The sequence below is a fragment of the Bacillus sp. EU63 genome (assembly GCF_038592915.1).
Taxonomy (GTDB): Bacteria; Bacillota; Bacilli; order Bacillales; family Bacillaceae; genus Bacillus; species Bacillus velezensis.
In genome coordinates, this window is sequence record NZ_CP151944.1 from 2,594,128 (window position 1) to 2,611,639 (window position 17,512).

Genomic DNA, 17,512 nt, shown 5'->3' on the forward strand with positions numbered 1-17,512 from the left:
CAGCACCTCCGCAGTTAAAATGTCTTTTTCAGACAAAGGGTTTTTCACATTTGAGGATGGAATCAATCGCATTTAAGACCCCTTCTTCATTGTTTGATTGCGTGATATGCGCGGCAGCCTGTTTAATGCTTTCCTGCGCATTATCCATGGCGATCCCGTATTTCACGGCGGACACCATCTCCAGATCATTGCCGCTGTCTCCGAAGGCCGCGCATTCTTCATCATTTATCCCCCATTGTTTCTGGAGAAGCTTAATCCCGCTTGCTTTATGAAGCCCCGGTATGATCAGATCTATGTCACCGTGCCCGCTTGATACAGGCGTGACGAAAGACCCGATGGCGTTTTTTAAATGGCTCAGAAGTGCGGAACAATGTTCGGCGGGAAAGCTGATGGAAAATTTAAAAATGTCATCATCGATGTTTTCAAAATGCGGCACCCTTTTTAACACATAATAATACTTACTGGCATGCAGATATTCATCTTCACTGGCATTTTCATGAATATACGCGCTTTTTTTTCCGCAGACAATGACGTTTTTCACCTCATACTGCTCTAAAGCACGGATTACTGCTATTATAGTGTCTTCAGACATGTTACCCGCGAATACTTCTTCTCCGGCATTCACGACGAAAGCGCCATTCTCGGCAACGAAAGCGATTTCACTTTTGATTTCCGGAAAGAAGGATGTAAGCTGCGCATATTGGTTTCCGCTTGCTACGGCAAATTTAATTCCCCGCGCTTTTAATTCACGATACTGATTCATAAAACGCTCTTTGTTATATGCCATTTCATCATTCAAAAACGTTCCGTCCATATCAACCGCTATCAGTTTGATACTCATATTGTCCTCCTTTTTTCGGCCGCTTTTGTCAGCGGCCCTTGAAGAGATCATGCATAAAGCGTATGAACGAATTATATCCACAGGTGTTCCGTGCCGTAAATCATTGGATGACGTCTTGTTTTGAATGACACAAAAAGTGATTTGTCACATAAATATAACACTATGTTTCTTTTAAAAATGATATGTTACGATGAGATGTACATTCACCATTCTCATAAAAAGGAGAATCCCCCTGCATGTTCACACACGAAATGATTGCTTCATTTAACGAGCTTGAAACTTCTTTATACAACTACATCTCCCAAAACAGCGAGAAAGTCGTCTATATGCGCATCCGTGAATTGGCAAATGAAACCCATGTATCTACGGCTTCTATTTTACGTTTCTGCAAAAAAATAAACTGTGAAGGGTTTTCAGAGTTTAAGGTGAAGCTGAAAATGTATGCGGAGGCAAATAAAAAAACGATTTTAAAGAGTCCCCATCATTCCGTTGCCGAGTTTTTTGAAAGAACAGTAAGCGAAGGGATGGAAGAAAAGCTGAAGGAAGCAGCAGCCCTTGCGGCCGATGCAGAAAGCGTCATTTTTATCGGAGTGGGTAGTTCAGGAATTCTCGCCGAATACGGAGCCAGATATTTTTCGTGCTTAGGGAAACTTTCAATGTATATTAAAGATCCTTACTTTCCGGCCCATTCCCATTTCCGCCATAACAGCATCACGATCGCATTATCGGTTTCAGGTGAAGGAGATTCTACAGTGACTCATCTGAATCAGCTGAAACAAGAAGGAAGCCGGGTCATCAGTATTACAAATCATAAACATTCAACCATTGCCAAAATGTCCGATGTGAATATTTCATATTACGTGACGGAAGAATGGGTTGAAAATGCGAATGTCACCACCCAAATCCCCGCTATGTACATACTTGAATCAATGGCTCGGGAGATATACAAATTGAGAGAATAAATTCAGGAACGAACCACTGATACGCTGGAAATTTCGGCATTTTTGCAAAAGTGATGAGAAACCCTTCTCTGATGCTAGAGAAGGGTTTTGAGGATCACAGATGAGACACAATACAATTTGCATGGCCGGCCAGTTTATATTCTCCCAAACCGGAAGGCAGGAGAATATGATCTCCTTTTCTAAAGGGATATTCATGCCCGCCTGCAATCATTATTCCGTCTCCTTCGATCACGCTGACAAGAAGGAAGGGCTGATGCTGGAATAGATTTGCTTCACCTTTTACATCCCACTTTTCGACTGAAAAATAAGGACATTCTATTAAAATAGCCGCAAGCAGATCATCTGTTTGTTTATAGTGAACGGTCGGCCGTTCACGGACAGATGGAACGTCTATCACTTCTATACTTTTTTCCAAATGGAGCTCGCGCATCCTGCCGTCCGCATCTTTTCTTCCGTAGTCGTACAATCTGTAAGTCGTATCTGAATTTTGCTGCGTCTCTAAAATAAGTGTGCTCTTTCCAATCGCGTGAACGGTGCCGCTTGGAACAAAGAAGAAATCTCCCGGCTTTACCTTAACTCTGTTCAGGAGCCCGTCCCATTCTCCGTGCTTAATCATGGATATCAGTTCTTCTTTTGTAGTTGCGTTGTGGCCGAAAATGATCTCCGCATCTTTTGCACAATCAATGATATACCAGCATTCGGTTTTTCCAAGTTCTCCGTTTTCATGCATTTTGGCAAAGTCATCATTCGGATGCACCTGAACGGACAGGTCTTGGTCCGCATCCAAAATTTTTGTAAGAAGAGGAAAACGGTCTCCTTCAAGGTTTCCGAATAAATCTCTGTGATGCTCCCACAATTCACCGAGCGTACATCCTTTATACATGCCGTTTCGAACTGTGCTCTGTCCATTTTGATGAGCGGCGAAGGCCCAGCACTCCCCTGTCCGCTCGGACGGAATATTATAGTGAAAATCACGCAGGGCGGCGCCTCCCCAAATTCTTTCTTTGAAAACCGGATTGAAAAATATCGGTTCAGTAGACATGATCATCCCCCGCTTTATTCGATTTCTTCCAGAAGCTCATACGCCTCTTCTTTTGTCTGAACGGAGAGCAGCCTTTCCCGATAGCTGTCATCCATCAGTTTTCGGGATAACATCTGCAATATTTTCAGATGCTGATTTCCGCCGCTTTCCTTCGGTACGGCAATCATAAAAATCAGTTTTGCATCAGAACCATCAAGGCTGTTCCAGTCAACACCCGAACGTCTTATTCCGAATGCGACACCCGGCGTTTTGACGGCTTCAGACTTTCCGTGCGGAATGGCGATATTCATACCTATCGCCGTGGTTCCCTGCTGTTCCCGGCTCAAAATGGCCTGCTTAAATCCGCTGTCAGACAGCAGCATACCTTGACGGGACATTTTCTCGATCATTTCATCGATAATGTCATCCCTCGTTTCGCCGGATAAATGCGGTTCAATCAAGTCCGTACTGATAATGTCAGTCAGTTTTTTGATTTCGGTCATCCCGGCTTTTCGGCTGTCAGCCTGAGATGGTTCCTTTGTTTCTTTTGCCGCTGCAGCTTCATTTGGTGCGGCAGACGGCAGCACCTCGCCGGACGCGGGGGATTTCGCCATATCTTTCTTCAGTACATTAACCAACAGAGCGGTGACAAGAGAGCCTGCTGTTACAGCGATAAAAAACATCAATACATGATCTACTGCTCCAAGTACAGCAACGATGGGGCCGCCGTGTGCCACTCTGTCCCCCACATGGCCGATCATCGCTATCACCGAGCCGGTCATAGAACCCGCCATAATACTCGGGATCACACGAAGGGGATCTTGGGCCGCAAATGGAATGGCTCCTTCCGTGATACCGAAAAGGCCCATCGTAAATGACGCTTTTCCCATTTCTCTTTCTGCGGCGGCGAATTTTCTTTTTCCTAAAAACGTCGCAATCCCAAGCCCTATCGGCGGTATACAAATGGAAACGGCAATCGGGCCCATAATTTCATAATTTCCTTCTCCGATCATTGCCGATCCGAATAGAAAGGCCACCTTGTTTACGGGTCCTCCCATATCAAAGGAGATCATCGCTCCTAAAATCAATGCCAGGAGAATTGAGCTCGAGCCTTTCATTCCCGCAAGCCAAACCGTTAATGATGCGAAAATATGAGCGACGGGGGCGCCGATCAGAAATACAAACGCCAAACCGACGATCAGTGAGGCAAACACCGGAATAATAATGATCGGCATAATCGGCTGTATTGCTTTAGGAACTTTACATTTTTTGATTCCAAGCGCCGCATATCCCGCCAAAAATCCCGCAATGATTCCTCCAAGAAATCCTGCGCCGCTCGCACTGTCGTAAAAGCTGCCGGATGCCGCAATATATCCGCCGATCATTCCGGGGACAAGACCCGGCTTATCGGCGATGCTGAACGCGATGTACCCGGCTAAAATCGGGATCATGAATGAAAAAGAAGCGCTGCCGATCTGTTCAATCGTTTTCCAAAAAGACGCATCCGGAATGACTAAGCCCTTTGGTGTTTTTTCTCCTCCAAGCGTCAATGCAACCGCTATCAATAATCCGCCGACGACAATGAAAGGAACCATAAAAGAAACGCCGTTCATTAAATGACGGTAAATCGGGTTTTGTTTTTTGCCCTGCTGACTTGCGGTTTGAGCTTTTGAAGCAGATTGATAGATCGGCACTTCACCGCTAAGCGCTTTTTGAATTAATTCTTCCGGTTTGCGGATGCCTTCCTGAACCCCGACGGCCAGCAGCTTTTTTCCCGCGAATCGGTCTTTGTTCACCGAACGGTCCGCCGCGATAATGATTGCGTCTGCTTCCTGGATTTCCTCTTCGGTCAGCCTATTTTCCACCCCGATTCCGCCCTGGGTTTCCACTTTGATCTCAACGCCTAATCTGCCGGCTGCTTTTTGTAAATTTTCAGCAGCCATATACGTATGGGCAATGCCGTTCGGACATGATGTAATCGCTAACAGTTTCATATAAATCCTCCTTTGCAGTCTGAATTTCAAGATCTTGTCTCAACTTTATACTGAAATCAGCCTGTGATAAGCGCGTTTTTTTACCATAAGTTCCGGAAATAACGGCATTTTTCCCTATAAACAGAAAAAAAGCAGGGAGCCATCCCCTGCTTTTAATAGTTTAAATACGATAAAAACGTCATCACATTTTTTTCTTCCGTCAGTTTTTGAATAAATGCCGGCTGCTCGCTAAGATAGGAAAGCTCACTGAATAATTGCTTTACCTTGTTTTGATCTTCGTGTTTGACGGCAAGCATAAATACAAGCGACACCTGTTCCGTCCCCCACTCAATGGGCTCTTTTAAGGTGGCGATTGCAATGGCTGATTGTTTGATATATTTAGAGTTCGCGTGAGGGATGGCAATACCCGCCCCGATATTTGTCGCCGACATTTTTTCTCTCATTACTGCATGAATGCCATACTCTTTTTCTACATAGCCTTTTTCATACAAAGCCCGCGCCAGCTTTTCAATGACCTGATAACGGTGCTCTGTCTCTTGCTGTAAAAAAACGAGAAACGGAGTCGTATCGTTCAGCATTTTAAACGTTTTTTGCTCCCGGCGGTGCGATGTATCAAGCTGTTGCATAAATGCGCTGAGCTTTTTTTCATCAGCAGGCTCCAAAAGCGGTGATACGACAATATGAGGAATCGTTACATTTCCAAGCCCTATCGTAGAAATGACGAAATCTATATCTTTATGCTTTTTGATATACTCTGTCAGCTCCGCTTTTGCGATACAGTCTTTTACCGTAATGTGATGAAATTTGCGTTCAATTTTAGTCCGCAGCAATTGCGACATGCCAATGCCCATATGGCAGACGATGATCGTCCTTTTAGGGTTATGACTGCTTCGGCGCAGCCGTTCGATCGCTGCCTGAAAATGCAGCGTCAAATAGGCTGCCTCTTCTTCAGGAATATAAAGATCAAATGTTTGATTGATGTCTTCTAAAACGTCAATGATAAGATGAAACAAATAAGGGTACATTTTTTTGATGTCGTGAAGCATGGGGTTTGAAACAGAGAGATCATAGCTCAGCCGCTTCAACACCGGATCGAGATGAATGTTCAATCCGTTGATCAGTTCCTGGTCTTTATGAAAATCCAGCATTTGCAGTTCTGAAACACAGTTGATCAAATGCCTGACGACTTTGGAAAGCTCAGAATCTTCAAGATCAAGCTTCTTTTCTTGCTGCGATGGATAGCGGACTTTCCCGCCTATTATATGTAAAGTTAAATAGACGGCTTCTTCCTCAGGAAACCGGATGGCAAATACCGGCTCAAGCCGTTTTAAACAAGCCAGTGTCCATTCATATTCTTTCTTCTTTTTTACCGCCTCCAGCTGTCTTGCAGAAATGGCGACCGGCTGTTTCATTTTGATACGGCGGATCGTCAGCAATGTATGCAGCAGCAAACTTTCAAATGTTTCATCCGTAAAATAGATAGAATGGTTTTTTTGTAATAACTTGATTTCTTTTCTCACAAAGTCCGCTTCATGACTTAAAAACTTACTTTTTATAAATTGGCTTGTAAATTCCGCATTATCAATCAAATCTGAAATTCGCGCCAATGCTTTTCTTTTGTTTTTTTCGTCCCCTTCAATCTTTAAGCCGAGCCGCTGTTTAGATACCAGCGTGAGATCAAATCGCTTCAGCCACTCTTCAACCGCACTTACATCCTTTTTAATGGAAGCTCTGTTTACAAAATGCTGTGCGGCAATTTCTTTTGCGGAAACGGGCTTTGAATTCATTAATAAATCATAAGCGATGTGAAGTATTCTTTCTTCATCGGTCTTGTGCCGGCATGTAAAGTGCTCATTATAAATTTGCCGGCTTAACCGTAACCTTTCCTGTTCAGATATATGTAAATAGACGCCTAATCCCGGTTTGCGGATCAGCTGCGCTTGAGCATGTTCATTCAGGAAATCTTCAATCGTTTTCAAATCATTCCTGATCGTTTTTTCAGAACAGCGGACCCTGTCTGCGAAATCTTGCACAACTAAGTAGTCATCAGGTTCAGATAACAACAGATACAAAATCTTTTTCTGCCTTGAATTCATGTATTTCATCTGTTTTTCTATCCTTCCTGTCCGTTTCTGCTGGAGCAATTGTGATAGGTTAAATATACTGCGCATACGAAACCGTTTTCATTTTATAGTGAAACAAAAGAGTAAAAAGTTTTGTTTTTTACCGCAGGTTCCGGAAAAATCATGTTTTATACAGAGCTATTCACATTGACAATAAAACACCAACCGTTTTTAAACGATTGGTGTCGGCAGCGAAAACCTGCTGTTACAGCCAAAATGTTTCGCCAAGCGCTAATGCTTTCAGGTTTTCAGGAGGTAATGCAAGCCGGTCCCACTCGCCGTGCAGTCTGCTTAATGCTTCCGGGCCTGTATCATCAGCAAGCCGGAATGCCCCGTAATGCATCGGAATGAAGCTGTCAGCCTTCAGCTCCAAAAACGCTTTCACGGCGTCTTCCGGATTGATATGTGACACTTGCATAAACCATTCCGGTTCGTATGCTCCGATCGGCATCAGAGCCGCCTTAATACGAAACCTCTCTCCGATTTCTTTAAAGCCTTCAAAATAGCCTGTATCTCCTGCAAAATAAATGGACTCGCCGTTTTCGCTTTCTATGACCCAGCCTCCCCAATGAGAGGTATCGGTATCCCAAAGCGTTCTCCGTGTCCAGTGCTGGGCCGGAACAAATGATATATTCACCCCCCGCAACTCAAAACGATCCCACCAATTCATTTCATGAACCTTTTTGCGGCCTTTTTTGATGAACAGCTTTTTCAATCCCGCAGGCACGTAAAAATCCGGGTTTCCTCTCAGTTTATTTATACTCGGAAAATCAAGATGGTCATAATGCCCGTGTGAAATGAGCACGGCATCAATGTCAGGCAGTTCGCTCAATTCATATCCCGGCTCTGTCAGCCGTTTTTGAAAACCCATCCGCCGCGCCCATACAGGGTCGGTCATTATGTTAAGCCCCTGTATTTGGATCAGAAATGAAGAATGGCCGATCCATGTTATGGCGGTTTCCGTCCGATTGACGGCAACATCACGGACATCCCTAGTGACCGCTTTCGGAATGTTCTCGCTTAAGTCTTTACTTTTCTCTCTTCGTTCTTTCATCCATTTCAACATGTCCCTGAATCCATGTTCATTCTTCACGCCATTCAAGTTTTCATATCTTTTTTTCATTATCATTCTCCCTTGACACGTGTATTCCATTAGATTCATCGGACATTTATACAATGTCTGTAAATACCGCCCCGCTTGCTTCGGCTAAATCTTGAGGCGCTGCTTTCAGCTGCATTCCGATTTTCCCCGCACTGACAATCATAAACTCCAGTGTTTCAGCGGATCTATCAATAAAAGTCGGAAACCTTTTTTTCATGCCGATCGGAGAGCAGCCGCCGCGCATATAGCCGGTCACTCCTAAAAGGTCCTTCATGGCAATCATTTCTATTTTCTTCTCACCTGCCGCCTTCGCAGCCTTTTTCAGATTCAGTTCTTTTGCAACGGGAATGACAAAGACGTAATAACGATCTGTTCCTGCAGATGCCACTAAGGTTTTATAAACATATTCGGCAGCGTATCCGATTTTTTGTGAAACGGAAAGACCGTCTGCGGGCTGTCCCCCTTCTGTTTTGTAACCTAATAGCTCATAGGGAATGTTTTGCTGCTCAATGATACGGACAGCATTTGTTTTCACTGTTTTTTTCGCCATGGTTTTCCTCCATTTTCTGTATTTCTGCTTTATTTTCAACTTCGATTTTAATAAAATGACCGCTCAGTTGCGTGCTTTGTAATACTCAAGTGCAAACTGTTTAAAACGCTCAGCAGCGGGAGAGAGTGCATGGTTTTTCAGCTGGGCTAACGCTATGGTGCGTTCGCATTGGTAATCTGCAACCGGAAGAAAAACGACCGGAAAGTATGAATGCTCCGCGGTTTTCGGCAGCACTGCAGCCCCAAGACCCGCGGCGGTCAGCCCTAATATGGTTGACACTTCCTCTCCTTCAAATGCGAGATGCGGGTGTATATTCAAATCCCGGCACATCAGATCAAACATATACCTCAGTCCGTATCCCGGTTTAAATCCGACAAAATCCTCGTCCTGCATCTCTTTCATTTGAATGCTTTTATTTCCTGCAAGCGGGTGGTTCTCAGGTAGCACCGCATAAAGAGGTTCTTTCTCCAGCACTGTCCATTGTAAAAGCTCGCTGGGAAGCGGCGGGGAGCTGAGACAGATATCCGCATCTCCCGTTTCCACCATTTTGCGGAGCGTTTCATTTGCGCCTTGATAAAGCCGGAAGGTCACGTTTGGGTATAGCTTTTTAAATTCGGCAATCAGTTGAGGCATTAAGCGCAGCCCGAGCGTATGAAGAAAAGATACAGATATTTCGCCGTGTTCCAGGCTCATATTTTTTTTCACTTGTTCAACGCCTTCATTTAAAGCTCGTCTCGCTTGTTTTGCTTTTATTAAGAACTGCTCTCCGTGCCTTGTCAGCCGGACGGCTTTTGTCTCTCTGTAAAATAACGGCGCGCCTAATTCTTCTTCGAGCCTGATAATCGATCGGCTTAATGCCGGCTGAGAAATCATCCTTTCTTTTGCCGCATTTGTGAAATGCTGATGAGTTGCCGCCGCAATGAAGTTGTCAATTTGATGAAGCTCCATTTTCTCCTTCTCCCCTTTCCTCATAACCTACACGCATTATTTCTATAGTTATTATAAATTAGACACATTGAAATGAAAAGCGTACGATACATATATAACCAACAGTGAGAAAAGAGGGACATTCATGACGTTTATTCAGCCTCATACAAAGGCTTACAGAAAGGCCAGCTTGGCTCTGTTTATCAGCGGCTTTGTGACATTTGCCACGCTTTACACGACACAGCCGCTTATGCCTTTGTTTTCGGAAGAGTTTCATATTTCCGCTGCAGCTGCCAGCTTAACTTTATCCATCTCAACAGCCGTTTTGGCATTTTCATTATTGGCCGCCGCTTCGTTGTCTGACGGATTCGGCAGAAAAAAATTAATGGTGCTGTCGTTAACAGCTACTTCTGTTTTAGGTATATTAACAGCGTTCAGTCCGGCTTTTCCGGCGCTTTTGGCGATGAGGGGGCTGCTCGGTATTTTTCTGGCAGGCGTTCCTGCTGTCGCTATGACATATGTAGGCGAGGAGTTTGATCCGAAGGGCCTCGGGAAAATGATGGGCTTGTATATCAGCGGCACAAGCATCGGGGGAATGAGCGGCAGGCTGTTAACGGGGCTTCTGACCGATGTATTCGGCTGGCGGCCGGCGCTTGCCATCATCGGCATTCTTTCTATTGTATTAAGCTATTTGTTTTGGCGTTTTCTTCCGGCTCCGCGCCATTCATCTCAGCGGCATGCGGGCGTAAAAGCGGCATGTAAGGAATACGGAGCGGTTCTGCACCGCAAACGGCTGCTTTTGTTAATATCTCTGGGATTTATATTAATGGGGAGTTTTGTGACATTATATAATTATATCGGCTTTCATTTAATGGCGGCTCCTTATCATTTGTCGCAGACTGTGATCGGTTTTATTTTTATTGTCTATCTCGCGGGAACGTTCAGCTCTGTCTATATGGGGAAAAAAGCAGATCTTTTCGGAAGCGCAAAAATGATTAAGATTGCGATTTTTGTTATGCTTGCCGGCGCAGCGGTGACACTTTTGCCCCAGCTTGCGCTTAAAATCGCGGGGATTGCCGTCTTTACCTTCGGCTTTTTCGGCGCGCATTCGATCGCAAGCGCCTGGGTCGGCCGCGCAGCCGGTGATCAGCGCGCGCAAGCCTCTTCATTATATCTGCTTGCATACTATATCGGTTCAAGCGTGGCAGGGTCTTGCGGCGGTTTCTTTTGGACGCATTTTCATTGGATCGGTATCATTTCATTTATTTCGGTTTTGCTATTAGTGTCTTATCCGGTTTTATTTCTGGCGGAATTCAGAAAAAAGGGACATAGCCGCCTGCATGTAAATCAATAAAAACATTAAAGATTTGTGTCTTTTGTCCGATACTAAAGTTAAGGCCGGCACGATACTCCCTATAACTATTCCTTTTGATTCAGTAGATTTCAAATATCGTGCCGGCTTTCTTCAATTAAAAAACATTCTTCAGTTGTCTCACTCTTCTGTTACATACCTGCCCAAACATCTTTCGCATATCTTCCTTCCGCCTGCAGCTGTTCAAGCCAATTCAAGGAAACTTTTGAATCAGTGTTATGCACCTTTTCATACGCCTGAAGCAGTACATTTTCTACGGCCGGAGCCATTTTGCTTCCGTCGCCGCATATATAGAGATGGCCGCCTTGGTCAAGGAGAGCAATAATTTGTTCAGCCTCGCGAACCAGGACATCCTGTACGTAAACTTTACAGTCCTGATCTAACCTGGAATACGCCCGATGCACGGTGACAAGGCCGTTTTTCTCCGCATGGTCGAATTCATCTTTGTACAGATCGTCTTCTTCCGGATGTCTGCAGCCGAAGTATAAATGAGCTTCGCCCAGGCTGTTACCGGACATTTTTTCTGCAGCCCGCGCCTGGATAAATCCCCTGAACGGTGCAATTCCGGTGCCTGCTCCGATCATAATGAGAGGCGTTTTCGTATTTTCAGGCAATGCAAAACCCGACTGCGGCGAGCGGATGAAACAGACCGCAGAATCGCCATTTTGTAATCCGGCTAAATAGTTCGAAGCCACGCCTCTGTATTCTCCCCGGCCGCTCCACGCCGGAGCCGTCACAACGCCGACCGTGATACTGAGCTCCCTTTTGTTTGACTTCGGTGAGCTTGAGATTGAATAATAGCGCGCCTTTAAGGACGGCAGAAGTTCTAAAAAGCGCTCAAACGGCAGTTCACAAGCCGGATAATCTTCCAGCAGGTCCAGCATGGTCATTCGTTTTTTCAGCACGTTTTCTTTATATGCCGCATCGTCAGAATAAAGATGCTCCAATTCTTTTTGGTGCGGCGGGCACACGGTATGGGCGGCAAGTTCGCGAAGCTGGGCTCTCGTTGCCGGTTCCTGCAGCTCTACATATGACGCCAAAAGCTCCGGCGCATTAACCGGCCGGTCCATCGGCAGATGAGGCAGCTGCCGGCCCTTGATCTTAAAGTGCTGGTTCGGATCAAGACCGAATCGGCGAATGACACGGCTGATCAGTTCCCCGCTGTTTTGCGGAAGCACCCCGAGATGGTCTCCTTCCTGATACGTTTCGGTTTTCGGGAGACGCAGCTCAATATGCCGGACTGAACGCTTGCTGCTTTCGGTATGAAGCTCTTTGTTTGTGATGACTTCCGCCTCAAATGCTTTGTACGTTTTGGCAATCGGCGTCTCGGCTGCTTCACTTACGTATTCGATTGATAACTGTGATTTGTTTGCCTGTTTTGGAGCGGCCTCTATATGAAAAGCCTTCATGATGTCCTTCCAGAATGAGTCTTCCCAGGCTTCCTGACTGTACTCAAAATCATCGGCATTGTCGCCCTCCCCGATAGAAGTCAGCCTTTTTGCCCCTTTTTCTTCAAGCACTTTGTCTATCAGGCGGGGGATCCTCTGGTAAGTGGCGGCCCAGTTGCGGTCTCCGCAGCCGAAGACAGCATAAGAAACACCCTTTAATTCCTGATCTTCAAGGGTTTCCATCCATTTCACAAAACCCGCCGCATTATCAGGCGGCGCCCCGTTATAAGAAGCCGTCACAATAACGACTGCGCCTTTTACAGGCAGTTTCCCTGCATAATCATCGAGCGGGCCGGTTTCAGTTGAAAATCCTTTGCTTCTGCCGATGTCAGCCAGCTCTTCCGCAATTCCTTCCGCAGTTCCCAAATTTGAACCGTAAAGAATGAGAAGCGGAGTTCCGTGGGACGGTATTTCTTTCGTTTCTTCTTTGTGACCGCTGCCTTCAGCTTTATGGTTTTGTGCGGACTGCTGATTGGACACATCCTTGTTTTTCACACGGATTTTAAAATCACCGGGCTTAATGGTTAAAGCTTCTTTAATCGTAAGCTCATAATCAGTATGATCAATCAGTTCAAAGTGTTTAAGGACAAGGCCGAGCACCATTGTCGCTTCCTGCAGGGCAAACTGCATCCCGATGCATGCGCGCTGTCCGTTTCCGAACGGCTTATACGCATCAGCCGGAATTGCCGCGGGATCGCTGAACCTTTCCGGACGGAATAGCTCGGCATCTTCTCCCCACGCGCTTTTATCCCGGTGCAGCTGCGGAGTCAGAATCGTCACCGGCTGTCCTTTCGCAATCGGATATTTCCCGCCGAGAACCGTATCTTCTTTCGCGTACAGGGAAAATGCCGGGGCAGTCGGATACAGCCGCAAAGTCTCGTTCAGCACCATGCGGATATATGTCAGCTGCTGAATCTGCTTATATTCAGGTGTCTCACCCGTCAGCACCCGCTCGGCTTCCTGAACGGCTTTTTTCAATTTATCTTTATTTTTCAGCAGGCAGTATATCGCAAAAGAAAGCAGCCCGCTTGTGGTTTCATGCCCCGCGATCAAAAAAGTAATGATTTGATAACGGATATTTTCATCATCCAGCCTTTCCCCCGTTACAGGGTCTTTCGCTTCAAGCATCAATGCTAAAAGGTCAGACAGATTCTCATCCGGATTTTCCCTCCGCTCAGCGATGATCCGGTCTACAAGCGAATTCATCTCTTCAATATCCTGCTGGAACTGATGTCTCGTTTTGATCATCAGCTTGTCCTGCAGGCTGTGTCTCTGCGATTGGCGCATGGCCTCCTGCAGCGCACGAAGCATGCTCGTGATAAAAGGATGCTGTGTGTCGCGGTAAAAGCTGTTAAAGCGGTAATGAAATCCGCACAGGCCGATTGTATCCAGCGTCAGGCGCGTCATATCTTCGGCAACGTCAATTTCTTCATTCGGATTTAATCTGCTCCACTTCTGCACGAGCTGCATGGCAATATCAAGCATCATTGAATGATAGCCTTTCATCGCCTTCTGGCTGAAGCTCGGCAATAAAATCCGATGCGCTTTCTGCCAATTCTTTTCGTGAGTCCAGCTCGTAAATAGTCCGTCACCGCCAAACTCACGGACTTTCAGCAAGGCTTTGCTGAGGTTTTTATCAAATCGCTTTTCATCACAGACTTCTGCCGCGAGCTCGCGGCCTGAGACGAAGACCCCGACAGAGCTCGGAAATTCAAAACGAAAGATCGGGCCGTATTCTTCGGCAATTTTCCAGAGCGATTGTGACAGTTTTTCTTTTTCCAAGTGAGGGAGATTTTTCAGAGGTCCGTATGTTTTCGGCTGCGGTATAGCGCTTAGCTGTTTCATATCGATCTTCCTTCCTTCGGCGAATAATTAATGAGTTCTGATGGCATCCCAAGAACATTGTTCCAGTTCTTTCAGAAACGGTTTTGTTATTTCGACGCTTCCCGTCCGAATAAGCTGATAGAGTTTGAGATATGCCCCGAGCAGCAGCGCCATCAGCACATTGGACGGCAGATTGCGGAGCACACCTTCAGACTTGCCGCGCTGAAAAAAGACGTCAAGCATCTGTGTTATTTCATCAAGAAGCTTACGGCTCGTTTCATTCAGAAAGTAGGCGTCCTTATTCGTTTCAAGAAAAAACAATGCATACTCACTTTCCTTCGTAAAATCAATCAGACAATAAAACAGGTGATGAAACCCTTCTCTTACAGAGATACCCTGAAAGTCCGTTTTGACTTTTTTCATAAAACGCTGCGCACTTTCCTGATACAGTACGTTCACAAGTGTCTCTTTACTGTCAAAGTAACGGTAGATTGTGCCGGTTCCGACATCGGCCTGAGCGGCAATCATCGGAATCGTCGTGGCGTCAAATCCTCTATCTGTAAACAAAGTAAGCGACGCTTTCATAATGAGTTCAACCTTGTTTGAAGCTGTCATTTCATCCCCCTTTCTAAATGCGGAATGAATGTTCATTCCGTTTGTTCAAAATATTTAAAATGTACGGTCATCTGATTACCATTGTATAAGAAAAAAACTTTTTTTAATATAAAATAGATGTGAAATAACCAAAAATAAGGAAATATGCCCAATTTCACAAAAAGAGCTGCAGTGACTTAAGCAGCTCTTTTTATTTCCCAAGAAATATTCTATTTAATGGCAGTAATAAAATGGAATGAATCTCTGCTGACAACTGAAATGTCTCTGAAATGCTGATCATAGAGCACCTGAATCACATCCTTCTCACTCATCCGCGAAGGTTTCAAAACCATATAGAAACATCCGTCAATTTGAAGAACGCGGTACACTTCTTTACATGCTGTCCTGTAATCGCTGACTGTTTCAGCAGTATGTAATGAGAAAACTTTATGAAAGCTGCGATCGCGGAACGGTAAGCTTTCAGGCCTCCCCTGCTGAATGTTTCCGAGCCCGGCTTTTATAACCGAACGGTTTGCGCGCTGTGTTTTCCGTATTTTACGTTTCGATGTTTCTATGCTTTTAAGACTGCCCTTTTCAAGCTGTCCGATGATTTGTTTAAACATTGAGCCGTTTCCGGTCCCGATTTCCAAAATGCGGTCGTATTCCTGTATGTCCATCAAGATTTGCTGAATGACTGACTCTGCCGGTTCTGATGCAGCAAAGTATTTCGCGCGCATTCGTTTTAATGCTGAAGATGTATGTTGCAACATTGTATAACACCCGCTTTTCCATTCCTGTGATTTATTATTCAGAAATAATATTACCTCGTATTAGTATGAGGTACTAACTAGACGCACTTCTCTTCATGAACGTTTCGATTTATTTGAAATTTATATTTGTTTTCATAAAAAAAGACGGAAAACGTAGGTTTTCCGCCTGCTCTAGTACCAATAATACGGTGCTATATATCTTGTCTGCCGGGAAAGCGCCGCCATTCTCTGCCGGCGGTACGGGTTGCCGTAGCCGTGTTTAAATGAATGGGGCATTGACGCATACCCGTGCCCGATGGATGGAATTCTGTTCTGACCGCCTTGCATGCTATCACCCGCTTACCAATTTTTCTTTCTTTACCATGGTATGCAGGCCGTCTGCGATGTGACAGCAACATCCTCGCTAAACCTGGTCCTTCTCCATTGTGTAATGATTCAGCAGTTCAATTCTGAACATGATAATCTCCTCCTTCTCCTCCGTTTTGGCCCTTCGTGTCCGTTAGTTCATATAAAAATGTTTCAGCTGGCGTTCTTTCGCTTCATTATAAAACTCTTCGACCTGCTGTTCTCGTTCATACTCTTCCGCACTTTTAAAACGCTTTGAAATGGTCAGTGTTAAAAAGAAAAGATTAATGGTCATTATCGCTCACCCCCTTTCAATATCCGCGCAAGCGAAAATAACCCGCAGCAAAGTTCATATGCGCTGCGGGCAGACTAAATCCGCAGACAAAAGAAGACGGTGCTTCTTTCCCTGCGGGGAGCTGCGAATGTCCTGATACTCCGAAATTAACGTGCTTGACGGGCAGAGGTTAAGGAAGGACACGAACTCTTCCACAGGCTGAATCGGTTCAATTGTAGATTTTGATTGCCGTTTAACGTCGTCATGTGATTCAACCTCCCTTTGCTTTTTTCTTACTTTGTAAGTATATCCATCAGCTTCCATTTTGTAAACATTTTTTTCAAGATTTGGACGGAAAATGTGCTGGCATTCCGCTTCAATTGTCCGTGTTTTCCGGCATCTTTCTTACCTCAGGAAACTCTTTTCATCCCTTGCTTTTTCTGATCTTTTTTTGAATATGCAATAAAATAAATAAGGCCGACAAACACTGCCCCGCCGATGACATTCCCGATAAAGGCCGGAATGAGATTGCCAATCAGATCACCCCACGAAAAAGAACCTGCAAAAATCGCAGCCGGGATGATAAACATATTGGCTACAACGTGCTGAAAACCAATTGCGACAAACGCCATAATCGGAAACCATATACCCGCGATTTTTCCGGCTCCGTCTTCTGCGCCGAAAGAAAGCCAGACGGCCAAACAGACAAGCCAGTTACAGCCGATCGCCGAAACAATGACTTTTCCAAACGGCATATCCAATTTGCCTTGTGCGACCGCAATCGTTTTTTCCAAGTAAGGTCCTGTTTCGGTTAATCCGACAACATGTCCGAAAAAGTAAGCGACAAACAGTGCGCCGACAAGATTCATCAACGTCACGATCACCCAATTTTTCACTAATGCACCGGCGGATATTCTTCTGGAAAACAGCGCCATGGATACCGACATCATATTTCCTGTAATCAGCTCCGCGCCGGCAAGAACGACGAGCACCAATCCGATGGGAAACACGGACGCCCCGATTAAACTCGACAGGCTTCCCCATTCTTTCGGAAGGTCGCCGATGACACGGATATCAAGCAAATAACCGAGTGCGATAAACGCTCCTCCCAAAAATCCTAATACAATCAGTCCTGAAAGCGGTGAATGCACCTTTTTTACCCCTGATTCGACCGCAAGCTCCGCTATTTCGTCCGGTTTACGAAAAGCCATAATAACCCCTCCATTTAACAATTCAGCCCGCAGTTTCCAAAGACGCCTAACAAAAAAGGCAGCATTCAACTAACCCGTCTGAAAAAACGAGGGTTTGAATGCTGCCTAACTTGTATGCATACCCATACAACAATATCAAGCAGAATGAAAATAT

15 protein-coding genes are annotated in these 17,512 nt (G+C 45.3%); 2 read left to right on the forward strand and 13 right to left on the reverse strand.

Annotated features, from left to right (window positions below; all coding sequences use genetic code 11):
- Positions 1 to 28 precede the first annotated feature (28 nt).
- Positions 29 to 841 (reverse strand): Cof-type HAD-IIB family hydrolase, encoded by an 813-nt coding sequence (locus NYE38_RS12800; protein ID WP_017418203.1) that lies wholly within the window; start codon positions 839 to 841, stop codon positions 29 to 31.
- 236 nt (positions 842 to 1,077) lie between these two features.
- Between NYE38_RS12800 and NYE38_RS12805 the strand changes: the two genes are divergently transcribed.
- Entirely contained in the window at positions 1,078 to 1,803 is a 726-nt protein-coding gene (locus tag NYE38_RS12805) for a MurR/RpiR family transcriptional regulator (RefSeq protein ID WP_017418204.1), read from the forward strand.
- A gap of 94 nt (positions 1,804 to 1,897) precedes the next feature.
- On the opposite strand, the gene manA is transcribed toward NYE38_RS12805, so the two are convergent.
- The 6 genes from manA to NYE38_RS12835 all read right to left on the reverse strand — a co-directional run bounded on the left by manA (position 1,898) and on the right by NYE38_RS12835 (position 9,541).
- Positions 1,898 to 2,845 carry a mannose-6-phosphate isomerase, class I gene (manA, locus tag NYE38_RS12810; RefSeq protein WP_017418205.1) on the reverse strand — a complete coding sequence of 316 codons (948 nt, stop codon included), beginning with the start codon at positions 2,843 to 2,845 and terminating at the stop codon, positions 1,898 to 1,900.
- Between the two features lie 14 nt (positions 2,846 to 2,859).
- Positions 2,860 to 4,818: a fructose-specific PTS transporter subunit EIIC gene (locus tag NYE38_RS12815; RefSeq protein ID WP_017418206.1), complete on the reverse strand. Its 1,959-nt coding sequence runs from the start codon at positions 4,816 to 4,818 to the stop codon at positions 2,860 to 2,862.
- A gap of 152 nt (positions 4,819 to 4,970) precedes the next feature.
- Positions 4,971 to 6,923 (reverse strand): BglG family transcription antiterminator, encoded by a 1,953-nt coding sequence (locus tag NYE38_RS12820; RefSeq protein ID WP_065180375.1) that lies wholly within the window; start codon positions 6,921 to 6,923, stop codon positions 4,971 to 4,973.
- A gap of 223 nt (positions 6,924 to 7,146) precedes the next feature.
- Positions 7,147 to 8,064 carry an MBL fold metallo-hydrolase gene (locus NYE38_RS12825; protein WP_025649665.1) on the reverse strand — a complete coding sequence of 306 codons (918 nt, stop codon included), beginning with the start codon at positions 8,062 to 8,064 and terminating at the stop codon, positions 7,147 to 7,149.
- A gap of 46 nt (positions 8,065 to 8,110) precedes the next feature.
- The gene (gene ybaK / locus NYE38_RS12830) at positions 8,111 to 8,593 is read right to left on the reverse strand and encodes a Cys-tRNA(Pro) deacylase (protein WP_063636726.1); all 483 of its coding nucleotides are present in this window, start codon (positions 8,591 to 8,593) and stop codon (positions 8,111 to 8,113) included.
- A gap of 63 nt (positions 8,594 to 8,656) precedes the next feature.
- Positions 8,657 to 9,541 carry a LysR family transcriptional regulator gene (locus tag NYE38_RS12835; protein WP_007408231.1) on the reverse strand — a complete coding sequence of 295 codons (885 nt, stop codon included), beginning with the start codon at positions 9,539 to 9,541 and terminating at the stop codon, positions 8,657 to 8,659.
- Positions 9,542 to 9,665: 124 nt separating this feature from the next.
- Here NYE38_RS12835 and NYE38_RS12840 point away from each other — a divergent pair, with 124 nt between their 5' ends.
- Entirely contained in the window at positions 9,666 to 10,874 is a 1,209-nt protein-coding gene (locus tag NYE38_RS12840) for an MFS transporter (protein WP_017418209.1), read from the forward strand.
- Positions 10,875 to 11,023: 149 nt separating this feature from the next.
- On the opposite strand, the gene NYE38_RS12845 is transcribed toward NYE38_RS12840, so the two are convergent.
- The 6 genes from NYE38_RS12845 to NYE38_RS12870 form a co-directional block, all read right to left on the reverse strand.
- Positions 11,024 to 14,185: a bifunctional cytochrome P450/NADPH--P450 reductase gene (locus NYE38_RS12845; protein ID WP_017418210.1), complete on the reverse strand. Its 3,162-nt coding sequence runs from the start codon at positions 14,183 to 14,185 to the stop codon at positions 11,024 to 11,026.
- 27 nt (positions 14,186 to 14,212) lie between these two features.
- Entirely contained in the window at positions 14,213 to 14,779 is a 567-nt protein-coding gene (locus NYE38_RS12850) for a TetR/AcrR family transcriptional regulator (protein WP_003152789.1), read from the reverse strand.
- A gap of 209 nt (positions 14,780 to 14,988) precedes the next feature.
- A complete protein-coding gene (locus NYE38_RS12855) occupies positions 14,989 to 15,528 on the reverse strand; it encodes a methyltransferase domain-containing protein (RefSeq protein WP_013352999.1) in 540 nt (179 codons plus the stop codon).
- Positions 15,529 to 15,699: 171 nt separating this feature from the next.
- Positions 15,700 to 15,855, reverse strand: a complete 156-nt coding sequence (locus NYE38_RS12860) for a hypothetical protein (RefSeq protein ID WP_007408227.1) — start codon at positions 15,853 to 15,855, stop codon at positions 15,700 to 15,702.
- A gap of 172 nt (positions 15,856 to 16,027) precedes the next feature.
- Positions 16,028 to 16,168 (reverse strand): YrzI family small protein, encoded by a 141-nt coding sequence (locus NYE38_RS12865; protein WP_003152787.1) that lies wholly within the window; start codon positions 16,166 to 16,168, stop codon positions 16,028 to 16,030.
- 389 nt (positions 16,169 to 16,557) lie between these two features.
- Positions 16,558 to 17,358 (reverse strand): formate/nitrite transporter family protein, encoded by an 801-nt coding sequence (locus tag NYE38_RS12870; protein ID WP_017418211.1) that lies wholly within the window; start codon positions 17,356 to 17,358, stop codon positions 16,558 to 16,560.
- Positions 17,359 to 17,512: the final 154 nt, after the last annotated feature.

Coding starts and splice junctions, on each gene's coding strand:
- NYE38_RS12800 (WP_017418203.1), bottom strand. CDS start 841: ATGAGTATCAAACTGATAGCGGTTGATATGGACGGAACGTTTTTGAAT.
- NYE38_RS12805 (WP_017418204.1), top strand. CDS start 1,078: ATGTTCACACACGAAATGATTGCTTCATTTAACGAGCTTGAAACTTCT.
- manA (WP_017418205.1), bottom strand. CDS start 2,845: ATGTCTACTGAACCGATATTTTTCAATCCGGTTTTCAAAGAAAGAATT.
- NYE38_RS12815 (WP_017418206.1), bottom strand. CDS start 4,818: ATGAAACTGTTAGCGATTACATCATGTCCGAACGGCATTGCCCATACG.
- NYE38_RS12820 (WP_065180375.1), bottom strand. CDS start 6,923: ATGAAATACATGAATTCAAGGCAGAAAAAGATTTTGTATCTGTTGTTA.
- NYE38_RS12825 (WP_025649665.1), bottom strand. CDS start 8,064: ATGAAAAAAAGATATGAAAACTTGAATGGCGTGAAGAATGAACATGGA.
- ybaK (WP_063636726.1), bottom strand. CDS start 8,593: ATGGCGAAAAAAACAGTGAAAACAAATGCTGTCCGTATCATTGAGCAG.
- NYE38_RS12835 (WP_007408231.1), bottom strand. CDS start 9,541: ATGGAGCTTCATCAAATTGACAACTTCATTGCGGCGGCAACTCATCAG.
- NYE38_RS12840 (WP_017418209.1), top strand. CDS start 9,666: ATGACGTTTATTCAGCCTCATACAAAGGCTTACAGAAAGGCCAGCTTG.
- NYE38_RS12845 (WP_017418210.1), bottom strand. CDS start 14,185: ATGAAACAGCTAAGCGCTATACCGCAGCCGAAAACATACGGACCTCTG.
- NYE38_RS12850 (WP_003152789.1), bottom strand. CDS start 14,779: ATGACAGCTTCAAACAAGGTTGAACTCATTATGAAAGCGTCGCTTACT.
- NYE38_RS12855 (WP_013352999.1), bottom strand. CDS start 15,528: ATGTTGCAACATACATCTTCAGCATTAAAACGAATGCGCGCGAAATAC.
- NYE38_RS12860 (WP_007408227.1), bottom strand. CDS start 15,855: ATGCAAGGCGGTCAGAACAGAATTCCATCCATCGGGCACGGGTATGCG.
- NYE38_RS12865 (WP_003152787.1), bottom strand. CDS start 16,168: ATGACCATTAATCTTTTCTTTTTAACACTGACCATTTCAAAGCGTTTT.
- NYE38_RS12870 (WP_017418211.1), bottom strand. CDS start 17,358: ATGGCTTTTCGTAAACCGGACGAAATAGCGGAGCTTGCGGTCGAATCA.